20 protein-coding genes are annotated in these 20,782 nt (G+C 71.2%); 13 read left to right on the forward strand and 7 right to left on the reverse strand.

From position 1 onward, the window contains the following. Positions 1-17: 17 nt before the first annotated feature. Genes ACY3FI_RS02605 through ACY3FI_RS02615 form a run of 3 tightly spaced genes read right to left on the reverse strand, consistent with a single transcriptional unit; the run spans position 18 to position 3,738 of the window. Positions 18-2,252, reverse strand: a complete 2,235-nt coding sequence (locus tag ACY3FI_RS02605) for a YhgE/Pip family protein (RefSeq protein ID WP_462549178.1) — start codon at positions 2,250-2,252, stop codon at positions 18-20. After that, positions 2,249-3,091 carry a hypothetical protein gene (locus ACY3FI_RS02610; RefSeq protein ID WP_462549179.1) on the reverse strand — a complete coding sequence of 281 codons (843 nt, stop codon included), beginning with the start codon at positions 3,089-3,091 and terminating at the stop codon, positions 2,249-2,251. The genes ACY3FI_RS02605 and ACY3FI_RS02610 overlap by 4 nt, the downstream gene beginning before the upstream one ends. Beyond that, positions 3,088-3,738 (reverse strand): TetR/AcrR family transcriptional regulator, encoded by a 651-nt coding sequence (locus ACY3FI_RS02615; RefSeq protein ID WP_462549180.1) that lies wholly within the window; start codon positions 3,736-3,738, stop codon positions 3,088-3,090. The genes ACY3FI_RS02610 and ACY3FI_RS02615 overlap by 4 nt, the downstream gene beginning before the upstream one ends. A gap of 160 nt (positions 3,739-3,898) precedes the next feature. Between ACY3FI_RS02615 and ACY3FI_RS02620 the strand changes: the two genes are divergently transcribed. Together ACY3FI_RS02620 and ACY3FI_RS02625 are read left to right on the forward strand one after the other, a co-directional pair. Beyond that, positions 3,899-7,522: a S8 family serine peptidase gene (locus tag ACY3FI_RS02620; RefSeq protein ID WP_462549181.1), complete on the forward strand. Its 3,624-nt coding sequence runs from the start codon at positions 3,899-3,901 to the stop codon at positions 7,520-7,522. A gap of 129 nt (positions 7,523-7,651) precedes the next feature. Continuing rightward, entirely contained in the window at positions 7,652-7,822 is a 171-nt protein-coding gene (locus ACY3FI_RS02625; protein WP_462549182.1) for a hypothetical protein, read from the forward strand. A 97-nt stretch (positions 7,823-7,919) separates the two neighbouring features. Here the strand turns inward: ACY3FI_RS02625 and ACY3FI_RS02630 are convergent, their stop codons facing one another. Then, positions 7,920-8,093, reverse strand: coding sequence for an antitoxin (locus tag ACY3FI_RS02630; RefSeq protein WP_462549183.1), 174 nt, complete (start codon positions 8,091-8,093; stop codon positions 7,920-7,922). Between the two features lie 172 nt (positions 8,094-8,265). On the opposite strand from ACY3FI_RS02630, the gene ACY3FI_RS02635 reads away from it, so the two are divergent. From ACY3FI_RS02635 to ACY3FI_RS02680, 10 genes are all read left to right on the forward strand, one after another. Then, positions 8,266-9,564: an adenylosuccinate synthase gene (locus ACY3FI_RS02635; RefSeq protein WP_462549184.1), complete on the forward strand. Its 1,299-nt coding sequence runs from the start codon at positions 8,266-8,268 to the stop codon at positions 9,562-9,564. A gap of 360 nt (positions 9,565-9,924) precedes the next feature. Next, a complete protein-coding gene (locus ACY3FI_RS02640) occupies positions 9,925-10,824 on the forward strand; it encodes an ABC transporter permease (RefSeq protein WP_462549185.1) in 900 nt (299 codons plus the stop codon). Between the two features lies 1 nt (position 10,825). Continuing rightward, positions 10,826-12,070: an ABC transporter ATP-binding protein gene (locus tag ACY3FI_RS02645; RefSeq protein ID WP_462549186.1), complete on the forward strand. Its 1,245-nt coding sequence runs from the start codon at positions 10,826-10,828 to the stop codon at positions 12,068-12,070. Positions 12,071-12,214: 144 nt separating this feature from the next. Further along, positions 12,215-12,709 (forward strand): acyltransferase, encoded by a 495-nt coding sequence (locus ACY3FI_RS02650; protein WP_462549187.1) that lies wholly within the window; start codon positions 12,215-12,217, stop codon positions 12,707-12,709. Beyond that, positions 12,706-13,854: a DegT/DnrJ/EryC1/StrS family aminotransferase gene (locus ACY3FI_RS02655; RefSeq protein WP_462549188.1), complete on the forward strand. Its 1,149-nt coding sequence runs from the start codon at positions 12,706-12,708 to the stop codon at positions 13,852-13,854. The genes ACY3FI_RS02650 and ACY3FI_RS02655 overlap by 4 nt, the downstream gene beginning before the upstream one ends. Beyond that, a complete protein-coding gene (locus tag ACY3FI_RS02660) occupies positions 13,851-15,473 on the forward strand; it encodes a glycosyltransferase family 2 protein (RefSeq protein WP_462549189.1) in 1,623 nt (540 codons plus the stop codon). Before ACY3FI_RS02655 ends, ACY3FI_RS02660 begins: the two co-directional genes overlap by 4 nt. Then, positions 15,404-15,910 carry a hypothetical protein gene (locus ACY3FI_RS02665; protein WP_462549190.1) on the forward strand — a complete coding sequence of 169 codons (507 nt, stop codon included), beginning with the start codon at positions 15,404-15,406 and terminating at the stop codon, positions 15,908-15,910. The genes ACY3FI_RS02660 and ACY3FI_RS02665 overlap by 70 nt, the downstream gene beginning before the upstream one ends. Then, positions 15,907-17,037: a glycosyltransferase family 4 protein gene (locus ACY3FI_RS02670; RefSeq protein ID WP_462549191.1), complete on the forward strand. Its 1,131-nt coding sequence runs from the start codon at positions 15,907-15,909 to the stop codon at positions 17,035-17,037. The genes ACY3FI_RS02665 and ACY3FI_RS02670 overlap by 4 nt, the downstream gene beginning before the upstream one ends. A 313-nt stretch (positions 17,038-17,350) precedes the next feature. Beyond that, positions 17,351-17,680, forward strand: a complete 330-nt coding sequence (locus tag ACY3FI_RS02675) for a hypothetical protein (protein ID WP_462549192.1) — start codon at positions 17,351-17,353, stop codon at positions 17,678-17,680. Positions 17,681-17,742: 62 nt separating this feature from the next. After that, entirely contained in the window at positions 17,743-18,063 is a 321-nt protein-coding gene (locus ACY3FI_RS02680; RefSeq protein ID WP_462549193.1) for a hypothetical protein, read from the forward strand. 76 nt (positions 18,064-18,139) lie between these two features. Here the strand turns inward: ACY3FI_RS02680 and ACY3FI_RS02685 are convergent, their stop codons facing one another. From ACY3FI_RS02685 to ACY3FI_RS02695, 3 genes are read right to left on the reverse strand one after another with little or no spacing between them, the layout of a single operon-like run. Continuing rightward, complete coding sequence (locus ACY3FI_RS02685) at positions 18,140-18,871, reverse strand: SOS response-associated peptidase (protein WP_462549194.1); 732 nt, start codon at positions 18,869-18,871, stop codon at positions 18,140-18,142. A 39-nt stretch (positions 18,872-18,910) separates the two neighbouring features. Then, positions 18,911-19,606 carry a hypothetical protein gene (locus ACY3FI_RS02690; RefSeq protein WP_462549195.1) on the reverse strand — a complete coding sequence of 232 codons (696 nt, stop codon included), beginning with the start codon at positions 19,604-19,606 and terminating at the stop codon, positions 18,911-18,913. Continuing rightward, positions 19,599-20,210 carry a hypothetical protein gene (locus ACY3FI_RS02695; RefSeq protein WP_462549196.1) on the reverse strand — a complete coding sequence of 204 codons (612 nt, stop codon included), beginning with the start codon at positions 20,208-20,210 and terminating at the stop codon, positions 19,599-19,601. Before ACY3FI_RS02695 ends, ACY3FI_RS02690 begins: the two co-directional genes overlap by 8 nt. A 139-nt stretch (positions 20,211-20,349) precedes the next feature. Between ACY3FI_RS02695 and ACY3FI_RS02700 the strand changes: the two genes are divergently transcribed. Beyond that, positions 20,350-20,775, forward strand: coding sequence for an organic hydroperoxide resistance protein (locus ACY3FI_RS02700; protein ID WP_462549197.1), 426 nt, complete (start codon positions 20,350-20,352; stop codon positions 20,773-20,775). Positions 20,776-20,782 lie beyond the last annotated feature (7 nt).

Raw genomic sequence — 20,782 nt, forward strand, 5'->3', positions numbered from 1 at the left:
GCCGGCCGTGGGCGGCGCTACCCGATCAGGCTCGGGCGCAGGTCACGCAGCGTCCGCGAGCGCGTCTGCCGCGCGGTGACGACGTACGACACGAGCAGTGCGCCGAGCAGCCAGCACGCCAGCACCCCGGCATCCGACCAGGCGGCCCCGGCACTCCCGCCGTACATCGTCTGCCGGATGGCGTCGACCGAGTACGTCATCGGCAGCGCGAAGTGCAGGGCCGCCAACGGACCCGGCAGCGTCTGCCACGGGAACGTCCCGCCGGCGGTGACGAGCTGGACGAGCATGAGCACGAGGCCGAGGAACTGCCCCACCGAGCCGAGCAGCACGTTGAGCGCCATGATGATCGCGGCGAAGGTGGCCGAGGCGAGCACCATGATGCCGATCGTCGGACCGGCCTGCACCACGTTCAGGTCGAGGGCGAACCGGACGATCAGGAAGAGCGCCACCATCTGCACGACGCCGAGCAGCGCCGGGGTGAGCCAGCCGCCGAGCACGACCCGGAGCGGCTTCCGCACCGCCGTGATCGCTCGCTTCGAGATCGGCTTGAGGATGAGGAACAGCGCGTACATGCCGATCCAAGCGGCGAGGGATATGAAGAACGGCGCGAGTCCGGCGCCGTAGTTCGACGCCGAGGCGATGTCGTCCTTGCCGACCTTCACCGGGTCGGAGATGACCGACGCCTGGTCGTTGCGCTGCGACGCCGTCGACGCCGGGATCTTCGTCCGGCCCTGGTCGAGCTTCGTCGCGAGCTCGGACGAGCCGCTCTGCAGCTTCGTCAGGCCCGAGGCGAGGGAGTTCGCGCCGTCGTCGGCCGTCGCCGCGCCGGTGGCGAGCTCGGACGCGCCGGACGAGAGCGTCGGCGCGGCCTGCGCGAGCTGCGCGGTGCCCGCGGCGACCTTCGACGACCCGGATGCGAGCCTCGAGGCGCCGTCGGCGGCGGTGGCGATGCCGTTCGACAGCGTCGGTGCGGCCTGCGCGAGCTTCGCCGTACCGGCCGCGAGGGTGTCCGACCCGTCCGAGAGCTGCTGGATGCCCGACGTCAGCTGCGGAGCCTTCGTGGCCAGCTGCGACGCTCCGGCCGACACCTGGGCGCTCCCGGTCGCGAGGCGACCGACCGCGTCGGAGACGTCCGCGGCCCCGGTCCCGAGTGCCGCGCTGTTCGTCTGCAGGTCGTCCAACGTCGTGAGCAGCTGCGCCTTCTGTGCCGGCGACAGCACGGTCGACGTCTGCACCACCGGCTTGAGGGTCGTCACCAGCTGCGGTGCTCCCGCGGCCAGCTGCTCCACGCCCGCGATGAACGGCGCCGAGTCCTCCGCGAGCTTCGCGTTCCCGGCCGCGACGTCGCCGGCCCCCGTGGCGAGTCGTCGCGAGTCCGCGGGGAGGCTGGCGGTCTGGTCACGAGCGTCGTGCAGGCCGGCCTGGAGCTTCCCGGCACCGGTGTTCAGCTGCGCGGTCTGCGCCGGCAGGGACGCCGTCTGCTGGCGGGCGTCCTGCAGGCCGTCCGCGAGCGTGGCGGCACCGGATGCGACCTGCTGCGCGCCGTCGTTCAGCTTCGTGGTCTGGGACGGCAGGTCGGCGGTCCCGGCAGCGAGCTTCGACGCCCCGGCGGAGAGCTTCCCCGTGCCGTCGGCGAGCTGGTGGGCCCCGTCGTCGGCCTCCGCCGCCCCCGAGGCGAGCTGGCCTGCGCCGTCGACCGCGTCGCCGAGGCTGTCGCGCACGTCGGCGAGACCGACGAGCAGGGTCTTCGCCGCCTCCTTGCCGACGCGCTCGGCGACCGCGGTCCGCATGGTCTTGCCGGCCTGCTCGGCGATGGTCGACGCCAGGTAGGAGTTCGTGTCGGCCGTGGTCATCACGAGCTGCGCGCGCTTCGGGTCGTCGGACTGCGCCGACACCAGGGACTCGGAGAAGTCGTGCGGGATCGTCACGACGAAGTCGTAGGTGCCGTTGCGCACGCCGCTGCGGGCGTCAGCAGCCGAGGTCTCCGTCCACTTGAACTTGGCCCCGTCGATCGCCTCCTTCGTGACGTCCTTGCCGTAGTCGACACGGTTGCCGTCGAGGGTCGCCCCCGCGTCCTGGTCGACGATCGCGGCGGGGACCTGGTCGAGCTTGGCGTACGGGTCGCGGTTGGCCCAGAGGTAGGCGCCGCCGTAGAGGAGCGGCACGACCATGAGCGCGATGAACGCGAGTCGGGCGAGCGGGGTCGCGGTGAGCCGCGCCAGTTCGGCGCGGACGAGCGAGGTGGTGGTCACGCGGGTGCCTCCGTCGGGACGGTTGCTGGTGCTTCGGGGTCGGTCGGGAGGCGCGGGTCGGCGCCGTCCGTCCGGGTCGCGTCGTCGGGACCCTCGGTCTGGGTGGTGTCGGGTCGGCTCGCCGGTGCGGGTTCGCCGGAGCGGGCGGTGCTGTCCGGGGCGGGTTCGCCGGTGCGGGCGGTGCTGTCCGGAGCGGGTTCGCCGGTGCGGGCGGTGCTGTCCGGTGCGGGCTCGTCGATCGTGTCGAGGAGGGACTCGACGGTGGCTGCCGCTGCCTTCGAGGTCACGACCACGACGGTCACCCCTCGGCGAGCGACGTCGCGCACGACGGCGAACCAGTCCTCGACCGCGCCGCCGTGTCGCTCCGGCGAGGTGACGACGAGACCGGTGACACCGTCGCGCAGCAGGGCGAGCTCGACGAGCAGCCGGATGCGGACGTCCGTCGGCACGCGCTGCACGTGTGTGTCGGCCCAGGTGGCGAGGCCGAGCTCGTCGAGCACGGTGTCGACGTGGTCGCGGGAGGGACGCTGCCCGGCGAACGCGAGCTCTTCGCGCACGATGCGGCGGAGGGTCATCACGGGGAACGGCTCGGCGACGCCCGGGGTGTCGACGAGCGCGAACGCCCGTCGAATCACCGCGGGGTCCTCGTGCCCGTCGAGCAGCACGCGGCCGGTGTCGACCTGCATGCGGCCTCCGGCGACGAGCGAGGCGAGCACAGGGGCCTGCTCGGTCTCGACGGCGACGACGCCCGGGCGGCCGGGTGCGGCGACGGCGGAGACGACGGGCAGTGCGGCACCGGGTTCCTCGCCGATGCCGACGTGGTCGAGTTCGAGCGTCATGCGCGGTCCTTCGTGGTCGGGGTGGTGGCGACCGGCTCGGAGAGCATCGCGGTGCGCCAGTCGATGCCGGCCATGCCGAGCGCGGACAGGACGACCATGCGCCGTCCGTCCTCGTCGCTGGTGCCGGAGCGGGTGGCCTCGTCGAGCACGGCGATGCACGCGCCCTCGACGAGTCGCCCGAGGGTCGCCGGGTCGACGTCGTCGCGCATGGCACCCTCGGCGATCCCGAGCGCGCACGCGTCTCGGACCTGGGCCCGCAGGGGTGCGAAGACCTCGGCGACGGCCTCGCTGAACGGGCTGCGCAGGGCGACGCGGGCCATCGAGCGGACGTGCGAGACCTCGGCCCAGAGCGTCACCGCGATGGCCGCGAGGCGCGCGGCGGGCGGGAGGGCGGCGAGGTCCGGGGTGCTCGGGACGGCCGCGGCGATCCGGGCGGCACCGGCGGTCACGACCTCGCGCACGAGGTCGTCCCGCGAGGGGAAGTGTCCGTAGACCGCACGCCGGGAGAGTCCAGCGGCGGCGGCGATCGTCTCGAGCGACGCGTCCGGGTCGCCCTGCAGGACGGTCTTGGCGGCCTCGATCAGGGCGGCACGGTTCTCGGCTGCGTCGCGGCGGGGCGCGCGTGCAGGCTGGTCGGTCGTGGTCACGGAGGCCATCGTAATAACTTGCACAAAGGTGTGCAAGTTGCCAGATCGGCGTCCCGCGAACGGGGGAGGTCCCCAGAAGTGAGGACTGTCCGGGCTGAGAGCCAACGCATAACTTCACAGCAATCTCATGCGAACCACGGACGAACCGGGAGTGCGCCCTTTGAACCGTGCAACACCGAACCCGAACCCCTCACCCCACCGCGTCACACGCGTCCTGACCGCCGGCATCGCTGCCGTGGCCCTGACGTGCGGCGGGCTCGCGATCGGCGGGGCGGCCCACGCGGCCCCGACCGGCACGAGCGCCGCGGAGCTCAAGCTCGCGGCGCCCCTGCGCGACGCGAAGCCCTCGAAGACGATCGCCGCGTTCGTGCGGACGACCGGGCAGGGCGCGCTCGAGGTCGACGCGGCGGCGAAGGGCGGCGACCTCACGAAGTCGAAGTCCCCGTCCGCTGCGGCGAAGCAGCGCGTCCGGGCGATCACCTCGACGGTGAACGCGGTCCGCGCCGCCGTCGAGCGTTCCGACGCCGACGCGACCGAGCTGTACTCGACCCAGTACACCGTCCCCGGTGTCGCGGTCGTCGCCGACGTCGACGCCCTGCGTGCCGTCGCGGCGCGCTCGGACGTCGAGAGCATCATCCCGCTCACGCCGAAGAAGATCGTCGACCCGACCCCGGGCGACGCGTCGAAGGCCCCGAGCGGCGTCGACCCCGACCTGCTCCGTCCCGGCGCGGACGGCGTGAGCCCGAAGAACGCCGCGAGCGACGTCTACACCCGGGCGCTCGACGCCTGGCAGCAGACCGGCCACACCGGCAAGGGCGTGAACATCGCCGTGCTCGACACCGGCCTCGACTACACGCAGGCGGACTTCGGCGGCCCCGGCACCACCGCGGCCTACCAGACCGCCCTCGCGAGCACGAGCGCGCCGGACCCGAGCTGGTACGACGGCTCGAAGTACCTCGGCGGCTACGACTTCGCCGGTCCGACCTACAACGCGGACCCGAGCAGCACGGCCTACGACCCGACGCCGAAGCCGGACGAGAACCCGATCGACGGCAAGGGCGGCGACCACGGCACGCACGTGTCCGGCACGGCCGCGGGCTTCGGTCTCGACGCGGACAAGAAGACCTTCCGCGGGAACTACCAGGACCTCACGAAGCAGCAGGTCCAGGACATGTGGATCGGCCCGGGCACCGCGCCCGACGCCGGCCTCTACGCACTCAAGGTGTTCGGCGACGGGGGCGGCTCGACCGACCTCACCGGTGCCGCGCTCGACTGGGTCGGCCAGGCCCTGACCGAGGGCAAGGACATCAACGTCCTCAACCTCTCGCTCGGCTCCGACTACGGCGCGCCGGACGACCCCGACAACGCGAAGATCGACGCGCTCACCGCCCGCGGTGTCCTGCCCGTGATCGCCTCGGGCAACGCCGACGACTTCACCGACATCGGCGGTTCGCCGGGCAACGCCGAGGGGGCCCTGACGGTCGCCGCGAGCGCCACAGGCCAGTCGCTCTACGACGGCGTCGAGGCCACCGCGCCCGCCGACGTCGCGAAGACCTACCGTGCGCAGTACTCGCAGAACTACCAGGGCGCGCTGCCCGTCGAGGGTGACGTCGTCGTCCCGACCACGAACGTCGACGGCTGCGCGGCGTTCAGCGCCGACGAGGCCGCGAAGATCGCGGGCAAGGTCGTCTGGCTCAAGTGGACCGACGGTGCACTCGAGTGCGGGTCCGGCGTCCGGTTCGGCAACGTCGAGGCCGCAGGTGGCGTCGGGGTCCTCCTCGCCGGCACCGTCAACACGTTCGACTCGGGCATCGCGGGCAACGCGACCATCCCGGGCGCCGAGCTCACCGCCGACAGCGTGACGGCCCTCCGGGCATCGGCCACCGCCGGCACCCTGCACGTCCGCTTCGCGGACGAGCTCAAGGGCTTCCAGCTCGCGACCGACGCGGCGAACGTGAACACCCTCGCGTCGTTCACCAGCCGCGGCGTGCACGGTTCGTACGACGACATCGTCAAGCCGGACGTCGCCGGCCCCGGGGTCAACGTGATCTCCGCGGCCAACGGCACCGGGAACGACCGCATGTCGATGAGCGGCACCTCGATGGCGACCCCGCACGTGGCCGGCATCGTCGCCCTGACCTTCGAGTCGCACCCGTCGTGGACGGCCCCGCAGGTGAAGGCCGCCGTGATGAACACCGCGACGCACGACGTGAAGCAGGGCGACCGCACGGCCACGCTGCTCCGCCAGGGCACCGGCCGGGTCGACGCGCTCCAGGCCGTCACCGCGGGCACCACGGTCCGCAGCGTCGAGAACGACCAGCTCGTCACCGCCTCGTTCGGTGTCGTCGAGGTCGCCGGGAAGACCAGCCAGTCCCGCACGCTGCAGATCGAGAACACCGACGGCACCGCGCACACCTACGACGTGGCCTACCAGCCGCAGGTGACGCAGCCCGGCGTCGCGTTCTCGCTGAGCACGAAGCGGGTCACGGTCCAGCCGCACGGCACCGCGACCGTGAAGCTCACCTTCACGATCGCCGACCCGACGCAGCTCCGTCGCGTCATCGACCCCACCCAGGAGCCGGTGCAGCAGGGCTACCAGCGCGAGTTCGTCACCGCCGCCTCGGGCGTCGTGGCCTTCACGCCGACCGACTCCTCGCTCAACCCGCTGCGGCTCGGCGTCTACGTCGCGCCGAAGCCGGTCAGCGCGGTGCACGGTTCCGGTGTCACCTTCACGGGCCAGCAGCAGACCGCCGCGCTCCAGCTGAAGGGCCGCACGGTCGACCAGGGCGGACTGACGACGGGCTACCACGCCGCGGTCGCCCCGTTCGTCCTCGGCGGCACCGACGGGCAGGAGTCGTTCCCCGACGGTTCGGCGAAGCAGTCGCTCCAGGCCGCTGACGTCCGTGCCTTCGGTGCGAACTACGACAAGGCCTCGGACACGCTGGCCTTCGGCGTGCAGACCGCCGGACCCGACGCGAACCCCGGTGCGGTCAACAACGTCGAGGTGCTCATCGACACGGACCGTGACGGCACGGCGGACTACCTCGTCTACGACGCCAAGTCGGCCGCGGTCGACGCGACGCTCGCGACGACGGTCGACATCGCCACCGGCAAGACCGTGGACGCGCAGCCCCTCAACGGCGGCGCCCCCGGCCAGGACGTCAACACGTTCGACAGCGCGGTGAAGGTCCTGACGGTCGACGCGTCCACCATCGGCGCGACGAAGGCGTTCAGCTACTCGGTGGTGACCGAGTCGTCCTACGCCCCGGCACTCGCCACGAGCGGTTCGTACATCGTCGACGAGACGTCCTCGGCCACCTTCGACCCGTCGAAGCCCGCCCTCACCTTCGCGCAGGGTCGCAGCACCGGCGTCCTCTTCGCCGACCGCGGCGCCCTGCAGGTGACCCGCGGCTCGGCGACGAACGCGCAGGTCCTGCTCCTCCACCTCAGCAACGCGGTGGGCGACCAGGCCGACGTGCTGGCGGCGAAGACGGTGACCCCGCGTCTGGCGCTCGTGAAGGGCAGCGCGGTGACCATCGACGGCAAGGCGAAGGTCGGCTCCACGCTCACGGCCCGGCACGGCACCTGGACCGGCACGAACGTCCGGTTCTCGTACCAGTGGCTCCGCGACGGCAAGGTCGTCACGAACGCCACCGGCGCGAACTACAAGCTGGGCAAGGGGGACGTCGGACACCGCTACTCGGTGACCGTCACGGCCAAGGCGAAGGGGTGGACGGACGGCAAGTCCACCTCGAAGCAGACCGCGAAGGTGGCGCGTCGCTGAGTCGTCGCACCACCCTGCACCGGGGCCCCGTCGCACGTCGCGGCGGGGCCTCGGTCCGTCCGGCCCCCGCAGTGCGGCAACCGGACATGTAGTTAGACAAACTAGTTACTGCGGTGCGAGGCTTGCACCATGCAGACGCACACCTCCCTGAACCAGCTCCGGGCCAACCCGATGGAGTGGCGTCGCCGTGGGCTCACCCCGCCGGACGTCATCCAGTCCATGATCGAGCAGCGGCTCGCCGAGCCGGGTCACTCGCAGCCGATCGGGGACCCGTCGTACCAGGACTTCTTCCGCAGCTGACGCTGCTCCCGTGGGCGCGATCCGGTCGCGATCACGCAACGGACGGGAGGCGCGGTGCCAGCTGGCACCGCGCCTCCCGTCCGTTGCGTCGGCCGGTCTACTGACCGATCTTGCCGTCGACGGCGTCCGTCGCCTTGTCGATCTGGTCGCCGTGGCCACCTCCGGTGGCCTTGTCCGCGGCGTCGCCCGCCTTGTCGAGGCCGGCGTCCGTCGCCTGCTCGCCCTTGTCGCTGTCCGCGAAGTCCTTCGCCTTGTCGCCGAGGTCGCTCATGTCGTGCTTCCTTCCATCGGGGTCGATCGGTGCGTCCGAGCGTGCGCCGGTGGCCGTGCACGGGCTCCCAGGCGCGGGCGGCAGGTAGCGCGGAGGTGACCGTCCGATAGACTCGGGTGGACCACCGGCCCGACGGTCGCGTGAGGTCCTCCGCCAACGTGAGGAGAACCAGATGCCCGCAGCAGTCATCATCGGCGCCCAGTGGGGTGACGAGGGCAAGGGGAAGGCCACCGACCTCCTCGGCTCCCGCATCGACTACGTCGTCAAGTTCAACGGCGGCAACAACGCCGGGCACACGGTCGTCGTCGGCGGCGAGAAGTACGCCCTGCACCTCCTGCCGTCCGGCATCCTGACGCCCGGCGTCACCCCGATCATCGGCAACGGCGTCGTCGTCGACCTCGAGGTCCTGTTCCAGGAGCTCGACGCACTCCGCGCCCGCGGTGTCGACGTCTCGAAGCTCCTGGTGTCCGCGAACGCGCACGTCATCACGCACTACCACCGCACGATCGACAAGGTGACCGAGCGCTTCCTCGGCAAGCGCCAGATCGGCACGACCGGCCGCGGCATCGGACCGACCTACGCCGACAAGATCAACCGCGTCGGCATCCGGATCCAGGACATCTTCGACGAGAACATCCTGCGGCAGAAGGTCGAAGCCGCCCTCGACCAGAAGAACCACCTGCTGGTCAAGGTGTTCAACCGCCGCGCGATCGACGCAGACGAGGTCGTCGAGTCGCTGCTCTCCTTCGCCGACCGCCTGCGTCCGATGGTCGCCGACACCGGGCTCGAGATCCACCGCGCGCTCGAGCGCGGTGACACCGTGCTGTTCGAGGCCGGCCAGGCCACCATGCTCGACGTCGACCACGGCACCTACCCCTTCGTGACCTCGTCGTCCGCGACCGCCGGCGGCGCCGCGACCGGTTCCGGCATCGGCCCGGGCAAGCTCGAGCGCATCATCGGCATCGTCAAGGCGTACACGACGCGCGTCGGCGCCGGGCCGTTCCCGACCGAGCTCTTCGACGAGTCGGGCGAGTTCCTCCGCGCCAACGGCTTCGAGTTCGGCACCACCACGGGCCGTCCGCGCCGCTGCGGCTGGTACGACGCCCCGATCGCCCGGTACACGGCACGCGTCAACGGCGTGACGGACTTCGTGCTCACGAAGCTCGACGTGCTCACCGGTCTCGAGACGATCCCGGTGTGCATCGCGTACGAGGTCGACGGCGAGCGCGTGGACGAGGTCCCCGTCAACCAGTCCGACTTCCACCACGCGAAGCCGGTCTACGAGGAGTTCCCCGGTTGGACCGAGGACATCACCGGTGCCCGCTCGTTCGACGACCTGCCCGCGAACGCGCAGGCGTACGTCCTCGCGGTCGAGGCGATGTCCGGGGCCCGGATCTCCGCGATCGGGGTCGGCCCCGGCCGCGACGCGATCGTCGTCCGGCACGACCTGCTCGGCACCGACGCGCGCTGACCGTGCGGGTCCTGCTCGTCCGCAGCGGCAACCGCAGCCGGTCGCCCCTCGGCGCGCAGCTCCTCACCGCCCGGCTCGGCCGTGACGCCTCCGCGTCCACGGTCGAGTCGGCGGGCACCATCGCCGAGGACGGTCGGCCGACGGACCCCGGCGCCGCCGCACGTGGACGACCCCCACCGTCGCTCCGAGGCCGTCCACCGGCGGGTGGCCGACGAGGACGACGCGGCGCTCGCGCTCGTCGCGGACCCACTGCGCGCCACGCGTTGACACCCCCCGACGCTCGCCGCCGGGTGTCCGGGTCCTGAGCAGCCGTCGCGTTGCCTATGATCGACGAGGCACACGCGCAGGAAGGACACCGGCATGATGGTGCAAGAGCGGTTCGAACGGCTGCGGACGGAGCCCATGGTGCCCGCAGGACGTCCTGCCGGCGGCAGCGTCGGCGCGGTCCGGAGCATCCTCGAGCAGCGCAACCTGCTCGACCTCCTGATCCGGCGTGACCTGAAGTCCCGGTACAAGGACAGCGTGCTCGGCTTCGCCTGGACGCTCATCCGGCCGCTCGTGCAGCTCGCCATCTACTGGTTGATCCTCGGCCAGATCCTCGGGTCCGCCGCGGTGATCCCGGACTTCGCGCTCTACGTCTTCTCCGGCCTGACCCTGTACGGGCTGTTCAGCGAGATCGTCGCGGGGTCGACGGTCTCCATCATCCAGAACGCCGGGTTGATCAAGAAGGTCTACGTCCCGCGCGAGATCTACCCGCTGTCGGCAGCCGGCGGTGCGCTGTTCACGTTCGCCGTGCAGGTCGTGATCCTCGTGGTGGCGGCCCTCGCCTTCGGTGCCTTCCCCGGCCCGGGCGCGCTCCTCAACGCGGTACCGGCGGTCCTCATCGTGCTGACGTGGGGGATCGCGATCGGGTTGCTCTTCTCGGCGATGAACGTCTACCTCCGCGACATGGGGTACCTCGTCGAGGTGCTGCTGATGCTGCTCATGTGGGCGTCACCGATCGTCTACTCCTGGCAGATGGTCCACGACCGGGCGATCGACGGTGCGTGGGCGTGGGTGCTCCCGTTCTACGAGAACAACCCGATCACCCTCGCCGTGCTCGGGTTCCACCGGGCGTTCTGGATCGCGGGGGGATCCGAGCAGTACCCCGAGGGGATGATGCTGCACATGTGGATCGCGGTCCTCGTCGGTCTGGTCGCCGTGTTCATCGCGCAGCGCGTCTTCGCGCGGCTGCAGGGCAACTTCGCGCAGGAGATGTGACGTGACGATCGAATCCATCCGGAGCCCGTTCGCCGACGAGGTCTCCGACGAGGTGCCCGAGGTCGTGCGGGTGCGTGACGCGTCGAAGCGTTTCGTCGTGCGGCGGGACAACTCGCTCAAGGAGCGCATCGTCACGCTCGGCCGTGCCGGTCGCCGGCACAGCGAGGACTTCTGGGCGCTCCGCGACGTCGACCTGTCGATCCCGGCCGGGTCCACGGTCGGTCTGCTCGGGTCGAACGGCTCCGGGAAGTCGACGCTCCTCAAGCTCATCGGCGGGATCATCGAACCGACCACCGGCGAGGTCGTCCGGCGTGGGAGGCTCGCTGCGCTCATCGAGCTGGGGGCGGGCTTCCACCCCGACCTCACCGGCCGCGAGAACGTCTTCCTCAACGCAGCCATCCTCGGCCTGACCCCGAGCGAGGCGACGGAGCGGTTCGACGACATCCTGGCGTTCAGCGGCATCGGCGACTTCGTGGACACGCAGGTGAAGTTCTACAGCTCGGGCATGTACGTCCGGCTCGCGTTCGCGGTGGCCGTCCACACCGACCCCGACGTGCTCCTCGTCGACGAGGTCCTCGCGGTCGGTGACGAGCAGTTCCAGCGGAAGTGCCTCGACAAGATCCGGCAGTTCCAGCAGGAGGGTCGCACCATCATCCTGGTCAGCCACGCGCTGAACCAGGTGCAGGAGCTCTGCGACAGCGCGGTCGTGCTCGACCACGGCCACGTCAAGTTCGTCGGACCGGCGCGGGAGGCGGTCCAGGAGTTCCGCGAGATCATGGAGGAGCACCGGCTGGAGGACATCGCCGCGACGCCGGAGGAAGAACCGACCGCCCGCGCCGACGTCGTCGTCGAGTCGGTCACCGTCGCTCCGCGGTCCGGCGGCGACGGTGTCGCGGTCTGGCGGGACGACATCGACATCACGGTCGAGGTCTCCGCGAAGCTGCCGGTCGACGGGTGGACGACGTCCGTCGCGATCGAGAACACGGCCGGACACCTCGCCTTCGGGACGGACACCCGCCTGCTGGGCGTGGAGCTGCCCCGACTCGACGGGACCGCGTCGGTGCGGTTGACGCTCGAGGACGTCCGGTTCGGGCCCGGCCCGTACTTCGTGCACGTCGAGATCACGACGCCGGACGGACGACAGCTCGCGGTCCGACGCGACGCTGCGCGCTTCTCGATGGTCGACGACGCGCGCTGGACCGGCCTGCACGCCATCGCGACCTACGTGGACGTCGCCGCCGACTGAGGACCCCGTCGCGCCGTGATCGGCGGCGACCACAACGATGGAATAAGATCTCTGAGGCTCGCTCAGCGGCAGCCGAGGAGCGATGGACGGCCCGGGACGGCCTCCATCGCCAAAGGACCCAAGGGGGGACACATGCTTCGTGTCATGGACGGAGCCAGGATCGGCGGACGCGAGAACATCACGTTCGGCGACCCGGTGCTCATCGACGACTTCGTGCTGATCGTCGCACGCGACCCCATGGTGATCGGCAACCACGTGCACATCGCCTGCTTCGCGTCGATCACCGGCGGTGCCGCGGTCACCATCGGCGACTTCAGCGCGGTGTCGCAGGGTGCCCGCGTCCTCACCGGCACGGACGACTTCACCGACTGGGGCTTCGGCAACTCCACGGTCCCCGAGGAGTACCGGAACACCCGTCGGCAGCCCGTGGACATCGGCCGCTTCTGCATCGTCGGTGCGAACGCCGTGGTCCTGCCCGGCGTCACGATCGGCGAGGGCGCCGTCGTCGGTGCGGGGAGCGTGGTCACCCGCGACCTCGACCCCTGGGGTGTCTACATCGGCAACCGGCGGCTCCGCGACCGCGACCGCGAGGGCGTGCTCGCGAACCACCAGCGATTCCAGGAGGAGAACGCTCGATGAAGGCCCCGCTCCCGTTCCTCGAGCCGCAGTACGTCAGCAAGCCCATGCTGCCGCCCATCGACGACTTCCTGTCCGACGTCCGGCTGATGTGGTCGAGCCAGGTCCTGACGAACATGGGCCCGTACCACCAGTCGCTCGAGTTCGCGCTGCAGGCACGAGTCGGTACCGGGCGGCTGTCCGTCTGGAACAACGGCACGAACGCCCTGATCGGCGGCCTGGCGGCGCTCGACCTGACGGACGAGGTGATCGTCACGCCCTTCACCTTCCCGGCGACCGTGCACGCGATCGCGTCCCTCGGCCTGACCCCGGTGTTCGCGGACATCGACCCGGTCACGATGACCCTCGACCCGTCGAGCGTCGCCGACCGGATCACGGACCGCACCTCGGGCATCGTCGGGACGCACATCTACGGGACCTCCTGCGACACCGCCGCGATCGCTGCCGTCGCCGCACCCCGCGGCCTCCGGGTCATGTACGACGGGGCGCACTCCTTCGGCCGGAAGGCACCGGTCTTCCCGGACGGCCCGGACTCGCTCGGTGACGTGACGATGTTGAGCTTCCACGCGACGAAGCTGTTCCACGCCGTCGAGGGCGGAGCGCTCATCACGGCCGACCCGGAGCTCGACGAGCGCATCCGGTACTCGCGGAACTTCGGCATCCGGTCGGAGGACAGCGTCCCCACCATCGGCCTGAACGGCAAGATGAGCGAGCTGCACGCCGCCATGGGCGTCCGGGTCCTCCAGATGCTCGACGACGAGATCGATCGACGGCACGCGCTCGGCCGGGTGTACGAGGAGATGCTCGGCGGCGTCGAGGGCATCACGATCGCCGCGGGGCTCGGTGAGTCCGCGCAGTACCTGGTGCTCCGCATCGACGAGCAGGCCGCGGGGTTCAGCCGGGACCGGCTGCACGACCTGCTCCGTCCGCGGAACATCATCTGCCGGAAGTACTTCCACCCGCTCTGCAGCGCGATCCCCGCGTACGCCGGGCACCCCTCGGCGCGCGACCTCCCGCACGCCGAGCGGGCCGCGACCGAGTGCCTCGCGATGCCGTACCACGGCGGGCTCAGCGAGGACGACGTGCGACAGATCTGTGAGACCGTGCTCTGGGCACGCGCCGAAGTCCTGGAAGGGAAAGCCGCATGACCGCGCCCGTCGTGAGTGTCCTGTTGGTCACCTACAACCACGAGCAGTACATCGACCGGGCGCTCGCGTCCATCGCCGCACAGCGTCTCGACGTGCCGTTCGAGGTGGTCGTCGCGGACGACTCGTCGTCGGACCGCACGCTCGAGCACGTCGAGGCGTGGTCCGAGACCGTGCCGTTCCCGGTCCGGGTCCTGGCGAAGCAGTCGCGCCTCGGCATCACGAAGAACTACCACCGCGGGTTCACCTCCTGCGACGGCGAGTACATCGCAGTGCTCGAGGGCGACGACGAGTGGATCTCGAGCGAGAAGCTGGCCGTCGGGGTGGAGACGTTCCGGACGCGCGCCGACGTCACGATGGTCGCCAACCGTGCCCTCCTCTACGACGACCGCACCGGCGGGTCGAGCGTGATCCCGCTCATCGGCATGGAGTCGCTGTCGATCGAGGTGTCGAACCGGCAGCTCGTCGAGAGCAACTGGTTCGCGACGTTCTCCGCCTGCATGTACCGCGCGGAGGTGCTCGAACGGCTCGCCCCGGCCATCTTCGAGACGACGTCCTACGACTGGATGATCAACATGGCCGTCACGACCTACGGGCCGGCCATGCTCGCCCCGCAGGTCGCCACGCTCTACCGCGTGCACGACGGTGGCCAGTGGTCGAGTTCGGCACAGCGCGAGCGGGACGAGCAGATCCGTGCCCTGCTCCCGCGCTACATCGAGCTCCTCCAGGACTCCGTCGGCACGGACCTGACCCGGTTCATGCACGAGCTCGACGTCCGAGCGAGCGCGGTCCCGGACCTCGTCGAGGCCGAGGAGTCCATCACCGAGCGCGACGTCGTCGACGTGCCCGTCCCGCGCGTCAGCGGTCCGGTGCCCAAGGTCTCCGTGGTCATGACGTGCTACAACCACGAGCCCTGGGTGCGCGAGGCGATCCACAGCGTCCTCGACCAGACGATGCCCGACCTCGAGCTCATCGTGGTCGACGACGACTCGCGTGACGACTCGGTCCGGGTCATCGCCGAGTTCGACGACCCGCGCATGCGGGTGTACCGCTTCGCGCAGAACCAGGGAGCGGCATCGGCGCTGAACTTCGCCATCCAGCAGACGCGCGCCCCGTTCGTGGCGGTCCTCAACTCCGACGACCTCTGGGAGAAGCACAAGCTCGCCCGTCAGCTCGAGGTGATCGAGGCGAAGCCGGAGCTCGGCGCGGTCTTCACCGGCGCCCGCTTCATCGACGAGGCCGGGCGTCCGCTGCCCGCCGACCGGATCCCGCGATGGAGCAGTGTCTTCCGCCAGCCGAACCGCACCCAGGCGCCTGGCTCCGCTACTTCCTGGAGTTCGGCAACGCCCTCTGCCACCCGAGCGTGCTGGTCCGCCGCGCCTTCTACGAGCAGCACGGCCTCTACGACAACCGGCTCCGGCAGCTCCCCGACTTCGAGCGCTGGATCACGCTCGTCAAGCACTGGCCGATCGAGGTGCTCGGCGGCGAGGACCTCGTCAAGTTCCGGCTGCTGCCGGCCGAGCAGAACGCGAGCTCGGTCACGCGCGCGAACGTGGTGCGCGGCCTGCACGAGCACGGGTGGATCAACGAGCACTTCTTCGACGGCGCGTCGAACGAGCTGATCTCCGAGGCCTTCCTCGACGTCCTGCAGAACCCGCAGATCCGGTGGGAGGACGAGCGGCTCTGCGAGATCGCGTTCCTGCTCTGGAACGTCGCCTGCCCGATGCAGGAGGTCAACCGGGTGCACTCGCTCCGGATGTTCCACGCCCTGCTCGGACGCCAGGACACGACGCTGCTGCTCCGGACCCGGTACAACTTCACCGACCTGACCCTGCACCACTACGCCACCCACGAGGACCCCGGGCTGCCCGTCGGCGCTCCCGAGTGGATCGCGCGGACGCAGGAGATGACCTACTTCCCGGTCGTCCAGGAGGTCGGCGTGCAGTCCGCCGGGACGCTCGCGCGCGTCATCCTGCAGCGTGCGCGTGCCGCGAAGGCGACGACGCTCCCGCACCGGATCGGGCACCACCTCCGCGCCGCGCTGCGGGTCGGGCGATGACGCGGAGCGGGATCGTCGTCGTCGACGACTACTTCCCCAGCGTCGGCACCGGGTTCCGGATCGCCGAGTTCAGCTGGCTCCTCCGCCGGGGTGTCGTCGACGAGGTGCTCACCACGATCACGCCGCTCGACGAGGTCATCGCGTGGTACTCCGCGGCGCACCCGCTGGTGTGGGAGCGCGTGCGCCGGTTCGACGTCGAGGCACTGGCGCAGCACGAGCTCGCCTACGTCCTCTTCCTCAACAACGCGCACCACCACCTGGAGGACTTCGAGCGCGCCGAGACCCCCTTCGTCGTGACGCTCTACCCCGGCGGCGGTCTCAACCTGGGGGAGCCCGAGGCCGAGCGGAAGCTCGAGCGCGTCCTCGCCTCGCCGATGCTCCGCCACGTCATCACCACACAGCCGATCGTCACCGACCGTGTCCGCGGCAGCCTGCGGGCGGGCGTCGAGCTGACGGAGATCCCCGGTGTCGTCGTCGACCCCGAGTACCTCGCGCCGGGTCCGGGCCACCGCCAGGACTACCACGACCCGGCCGACGCGGACTCCGTCCTCCGGATCTGCTTCGTGGCACACCGGTACACCCGCCACGGTGCCGACAAGGGCTTCCCCGAGTTCGTCGAGGTCGCCGCCCGGCTGGCCGCCGACGGGCGCCGGGTGCGCGCGAGCGTCGTCGGCGACTTCACTGCGGACGACCTGCCCGAGGCCCTGCGCGACGTGCCCGTCGACTTCCTCGGCGTGCTCCCCACGGTGGAGCTGCGTCGGTTCTTCGCCGAGCAGGACGTCATCCTGTCCCCGACGCGACCCGACGTGCTCGCTCCCGGTGCGTTCGACGGCTTCCCGACGGGCGCCTCCATCGAGGCCGCGCTGTCCGGCGTCGCGGTCGCCGCCTCCGACGTCCGCGGTCAGAACCGTGCCTTCAACGACCGGCGCGACATCGTCATCACCGCGCCCGACGCCGCAGCGATCGTCGAGCGCCTCCGTGCGGTGCTGGACCGGCCCGGCGAGCTCCGACGGCTCGCGCAGGCCGGCCTCGCGACGGCACGCGCCGAGTACTCGGTCGACCGCCAGCTCTGGTCCCGCCGCGGCGTGCTCGAGGAGACCCTCGAGACGGTCCGCCGCGCCGACTGACCCGGGAGCACCGCGCGCGGTGGCTGCAGGCGTAGTGGCCTGCGGCGTCCGCGCGCCTGCCCGCAGGCACGCGCAACGATCGTCGCGCCCTGCGCGTGCGCTCGGGATACCCCCGCGAATGGCCAGCAAACGAGTACCCCGATCCGTACCCTGTACCCCGAACTCCGGTCGCTACGCCCCGCGAATCCGGGGCTCGTCCCCCTCGCTCCCTGATGAAACCCGGGAATCGACGGGGCCGGATGGCGCGGAGACCGTTGGTTCTCGTAGCGTTCTGGTGTCAGCAGATGTACCCCGGATCGCGAAGGAGAACGAGATGAGCATCGCCGCCACCACCGCCAGCCGAGCCGAGGTCACGCTCGACACGGAGACCGTCGACACGATCGCCGTCCTCGAGGCACAGGCCGCCACGCACGCCCGCCCCGCCCGCGCCAAGCTCACCTGGACCCAGGAGGACCAGGGCGAGTGGATCGCCAACTACGGGGGACACTTCGGCGGCTCGGTCGACAAGCGCGACGGGCGTTTCGTCGCCTCGGACACCTTCGGCCTCGTCGTCGGCGACTTCGACTCGCTCGAGCAGGCCCAGACCAAGCTCGCGGACCAGCTGCACGTGATGCTGCCGTCCGTCATCCGCCCGGTCGCCTGATCCACCTGCACGACCACCAGCACCGCCGCACCACCAGCACCACAGCACCGAGGAGCAGCACCATGAGCACGATCGTCGCCGACCGCCACCAGGCCGAGGTGACCCTCGACACCGCCACCATCGAGGTCATCGCGGAGATCGAGGCCGGGGTCGTCGCTCCCGCTCACGTGCTCATCGAGTGGTCGGAGGCCGACACCGGTCTCTGGGCCGCGAACTACGGTGGGTACTACGGCGGCACCGTCGACCTGCAGGGCACCCACTACTTCGTCTCGGACACCTTCGGAGCGTACGTCGGCGACTTCCGCTCCCTGGAGGAGGCGCAGGCGCGCCTCGCCGAGCGGCTGGACGACGTCCTGCCGGACGTGCGCCGCCAGGGTCGCTAGACCGCGGGTCACCCGCCTGGAGGCGCGGATCACCGCAGCATGCGTGCTGCGGTGATCCGCGCCTCCAGTCCGTTGATCAGGCGACCGGCTCGATGAGGTGCGGTCCGTCGTTCCGCACGCTGTTGACGGCGCGGGAGACCTCGTACTGCTCGAGGCCGGCGGCGACCGCGAGCGACTCGTGGTCGAGCAGCGCGAGCAGGTCGCCCGTGTCGAGACCGCCGTCGAGCCAGTCGTCGTAGCCCTCGGGAGTCAGGAAGGCGGGCATCCGGTCGTGCACCTCACCCGGTGCGACGTGCGCGTCCCGCGTGATGATGGCGAGCGAGAGGCGCCACTTGTCCGGGTCGTCCTCGGGCTTGGTCGGGTCCGGCCAGGCGCTCACGACGCCGGCCATCGCCAGGGCGCCCCCGGGTTCGTGGACGAAGTGCGGTTCTTTGCCGTCCTCGCGGACGACCCACTCGTAGTAGCCCTGGGCCGGGACGATGCAACGGTTCGTCGCGAACGCCCGCCTGAACATGCCGCTCGTGGCCACCGTCTCGATGCGGGCGTTGATCGGCTTCGGGCGCTGCTTCCGGAAGTCCTTCGCCCAGCTCGGCACGAAGCCCCAGCTGATCCGGGGGAGTTCCCGCTCGCCGTGCCGCTGGCGGACGGCGAAGACCTCGTCCGTGGGCGCGACGTTCCAGCTCGGCACGAGGCCGGTACCGACGACGCCGGTGTCCTCGTCCACGTGCTCGGTTCGGTCCGCGAGCTCACCGATGAGCTCGGGCAGGAGATCGGCCGTGGTGTCGGAGACGACGAACCTTCCACACATGCGACCAGTGTGCCCGGTCCGGCCGACACCGGTGCGGGATCACTCGTCGGGAAGCGCAAGCTTCGTGCCCGTCGGTCGGGGTGTCCGGTCGTTGCGGCGCGGTCGGCCCGGTGACTGAGCGGCTTCTGCCGGCGGCAGGGACCGTGCCAGGTCGTGCGCCCGCTCCACCCGGCCGAGACGACCGAGCGAGACCGCCGCGCGCGCGAGGGCGACGAGGGTCGCGACGCCCGCGACTCCGAGCGCTGTGCCGAGGAGCCCAGCGCCGACGACCGAGAGGAAGGTCGCCGACGCGATCGCCAGCGCACGGAAGACGTCCTGGACGAGTCCGGTCCTGAGCAGGACCGTCTCCCGCAGGACGGCGTCCCGGTCGTGAGGACCGATCGTCGGGGCGGCCCCGCGACGGAGGTACCGCTCGACCTGCTCGGGCGCCTGCACGACCGACCCCCGCGAGGAGCGCCTCGACCCGTCGGCCGCGTGGCGCGACAGCGGCGTGTAGGCGACCGCGAAGGTGCCGACAGCGGCGGCGAGCAGGGTCGTGCCGAGCCAGCCCGCAGCCGAATCGAGTCCGGGCCAGGGGAGCACGGCGCTCAGGACGACGAGCAGGACGAGCGCCGCCGCACCGGAGGCGGCGCCGACCGCGGCCACCCGGCGTCGTGTGGTCCGGGGCACGTCCTCGGCGAGCCTCGTCCGGAAGACGCTCCAGCCGAGGGCCGATGAACGGCGCTGATCAGGCACGGGGAGCTCCTTCCTGGACGTCGAGGGCGGCGAGGCGTGCCCGTTCGGCGCGACCGAGCCGCACCACGAGCTCCGGGGGCACCACGAGGTACACGACCAACGCGAGGGGGAACGGGGCTGAAGTGTCGCCCGTGAACACGGCGAGCCCGATCAGCGCGACGCCGGTGCACGACGCCGCCGTCCGGACGGCCTGCCGGATCAGCCCGCGCTGCAACAGTGGCACGTCGTTCAGGACGGCCTGGCGGTCCTCGGGCCGAACCGGCCGGGGACGCCGCTGGACGTACAGCTGGACGGCTCCGCGGGCCATCGTGTGGGCGTCCGGGCGCACGGCGCGACCGTTGATCGTCGCTGCCGGGTCGACACGCGAGGCCCACGGCATGCACGCGAACACGAGGACTCCGGCTGCGGCAGATCCGGCCACGATCGTCACACCGACTGCGACCGGACCGCTCCCGAGCCGGTGCGTCGTCACCTGGAGGACGACCAGTCCGGCCGCGACCAGCGTCGTGGCGACGGCCGCAACGGTGGCGGCGCGTCGGAGCCGGGCCTGGTCGATGGCATCGTCCCAGCGGTCGCGGAGCACCTGCCATCCGAGTCGGAACACGAGATTCCTTCTACTCGGTCCGGCTGCGTGGCCGGTCGCAGGGGGGACACGCCCGGCTGGACCGGGCGTCCGGGCTGCGGTGACCCGTCGTTCCGCTGCGGTCCAGCGTCCGCCCAGGAAGGCACGATGCGCTCGGTGCATGAGCCTCGACATCGTCTACACCGCCGCCGCCCACGCCACCGGAGGCGGACGTGACGGGCACGTCCGCACCGAGGACGATCGCCTCGACCTCGACACCCGCCCGCCGAAGGAGATGGGTGGCAGCGGTGAGGGCACGAACCCCGAGCAGCTGTTCGCCGCCGGGTACGCGGCGTGCTTCCTCGGCGCGCTGCACGCGGCCGGTCGTGAGCTCGGCGTCGGCACCACCGACGCCGAGGTGTCCGCCGAGGTGTCGATCGGCGGCGACGGGCAGGGTGGCTTCGGCCTCGCGGTCGAGCTCGACGTCTACGCGCCCGGGGCGGAGCCGTCCCAGCGGCAGCGCCTCGTCGAGCGCGCACACCAGATCTGCCCGTACTCGAACGCCACCCGCGGGAACATCACCGTGGCGCTGTCGATCGTCGACTAGCCTCCGG

Source organism: Curtobacterium sp. RM9 (genome assembly GCF_054956955.1).

What these genes read in the sequence shown, in the direction of transcription:
- ACY3FI_RS02610 (WP_462549179.1), bottom strand. Translation starts at nt 3,091, where the DNA reads ATGACGCTCGAACTCGACCACGTCGGCATCGGCGAGGAACCCGGTGCC.
- ACY3FI_RS02650 (WP_462549187.1), top strand. Translation starts at nt 12,215, where the DNA reads ATGGACGGAGCCAGGATCGGCGGACGCGAGAACATCACGTTCGGCGAC.
- ACY3FI_RS02660 (WP_462549189.1), top strand. Translation starts at nt 13,851, where the DNA reads ATGACCGCGCCCGTCGTGAGTGTCCTGTTGGTCACCTACAACCACGAG.
- ACY3FI_RS02655 (WP_462549188.1), top strand. Translation starts at nt 12,706, where the DNA reads ATGAAGGCCCCGCTCCCGTTCCTCGAGCCGCAGTACGTCAGCAAGCCC.
- ACY3FI_RS02685 (WP_462549194.1), bottom strand. Translation starts at nt 18,871, where the DNA reads ATGTGTGGAAGGTTCGTCGTCTCCGACACCACGGCCGATCTCCTGCCC.
- ACY3FI_RS02635 (WP_462549184.1), top strand. Translation starts at nt 8,266, where the DNA reads ATGCCCGCAGCAGTCATCATCGGCGCCCAGTGGGGTGACGAGGGCAAG.
- ACY3FI_RS02630 (WP_462549183.1), bottom strand. Translation starts at nt 8,093, where the DNA reads ATGAGCGACCTCGGCGACAAGGCGAAGGACTTCGCGGACAGCGACAAG.
- ACY3FI_RS02700 (WP_462549197.1), top strand. Translation starts at nt 20,350, where the DNA reads ATGAGCCTCGACATCGTCTACACCGCCGCCGCCCACGCCACCGGAGGC.
- ACY3FI_RS02675 (WP_462549192.1), top strand. Translation starts at nt 17,351, where the DNA reads ATGAGCATCGCCGCCACCACCGCCAGCCGAGCCGAGGTCACGCTCGAC.
- ACY3FI_RS02640 (WP_462549185.1), top strand. Translation starts at nt 9,925, where the DNA reads ATGATGGTGCAAGAGCGGTTCGAACGGCTGCGGACGGAGCCCATGGTG.
- ACY3FI_RS02670 (WP_462549191.1), top strand. Translation starts at nt 15,907, where the DNA reads ATGACGCGGAGCGGGATCGTCGTCGTCGACGACTACTTCCCCAGCGTC.
- ACY3FI_RS02680 (WP_462549193.1), top strand. Translation starts at nt 17,743, where the DNA reads ATGAGCACGATCGTCGCCGACCGCCACCAGGCCGAGGTGACCCTCGAC.
- ACY3FI_RS02625 (WP_462549182.1), top strand. Translation starts at nt 7,652, where the DNA reads ATGCAGACGCACACCTCCCTGAACCAGCTCCGGGCCAACCCGATGGAG.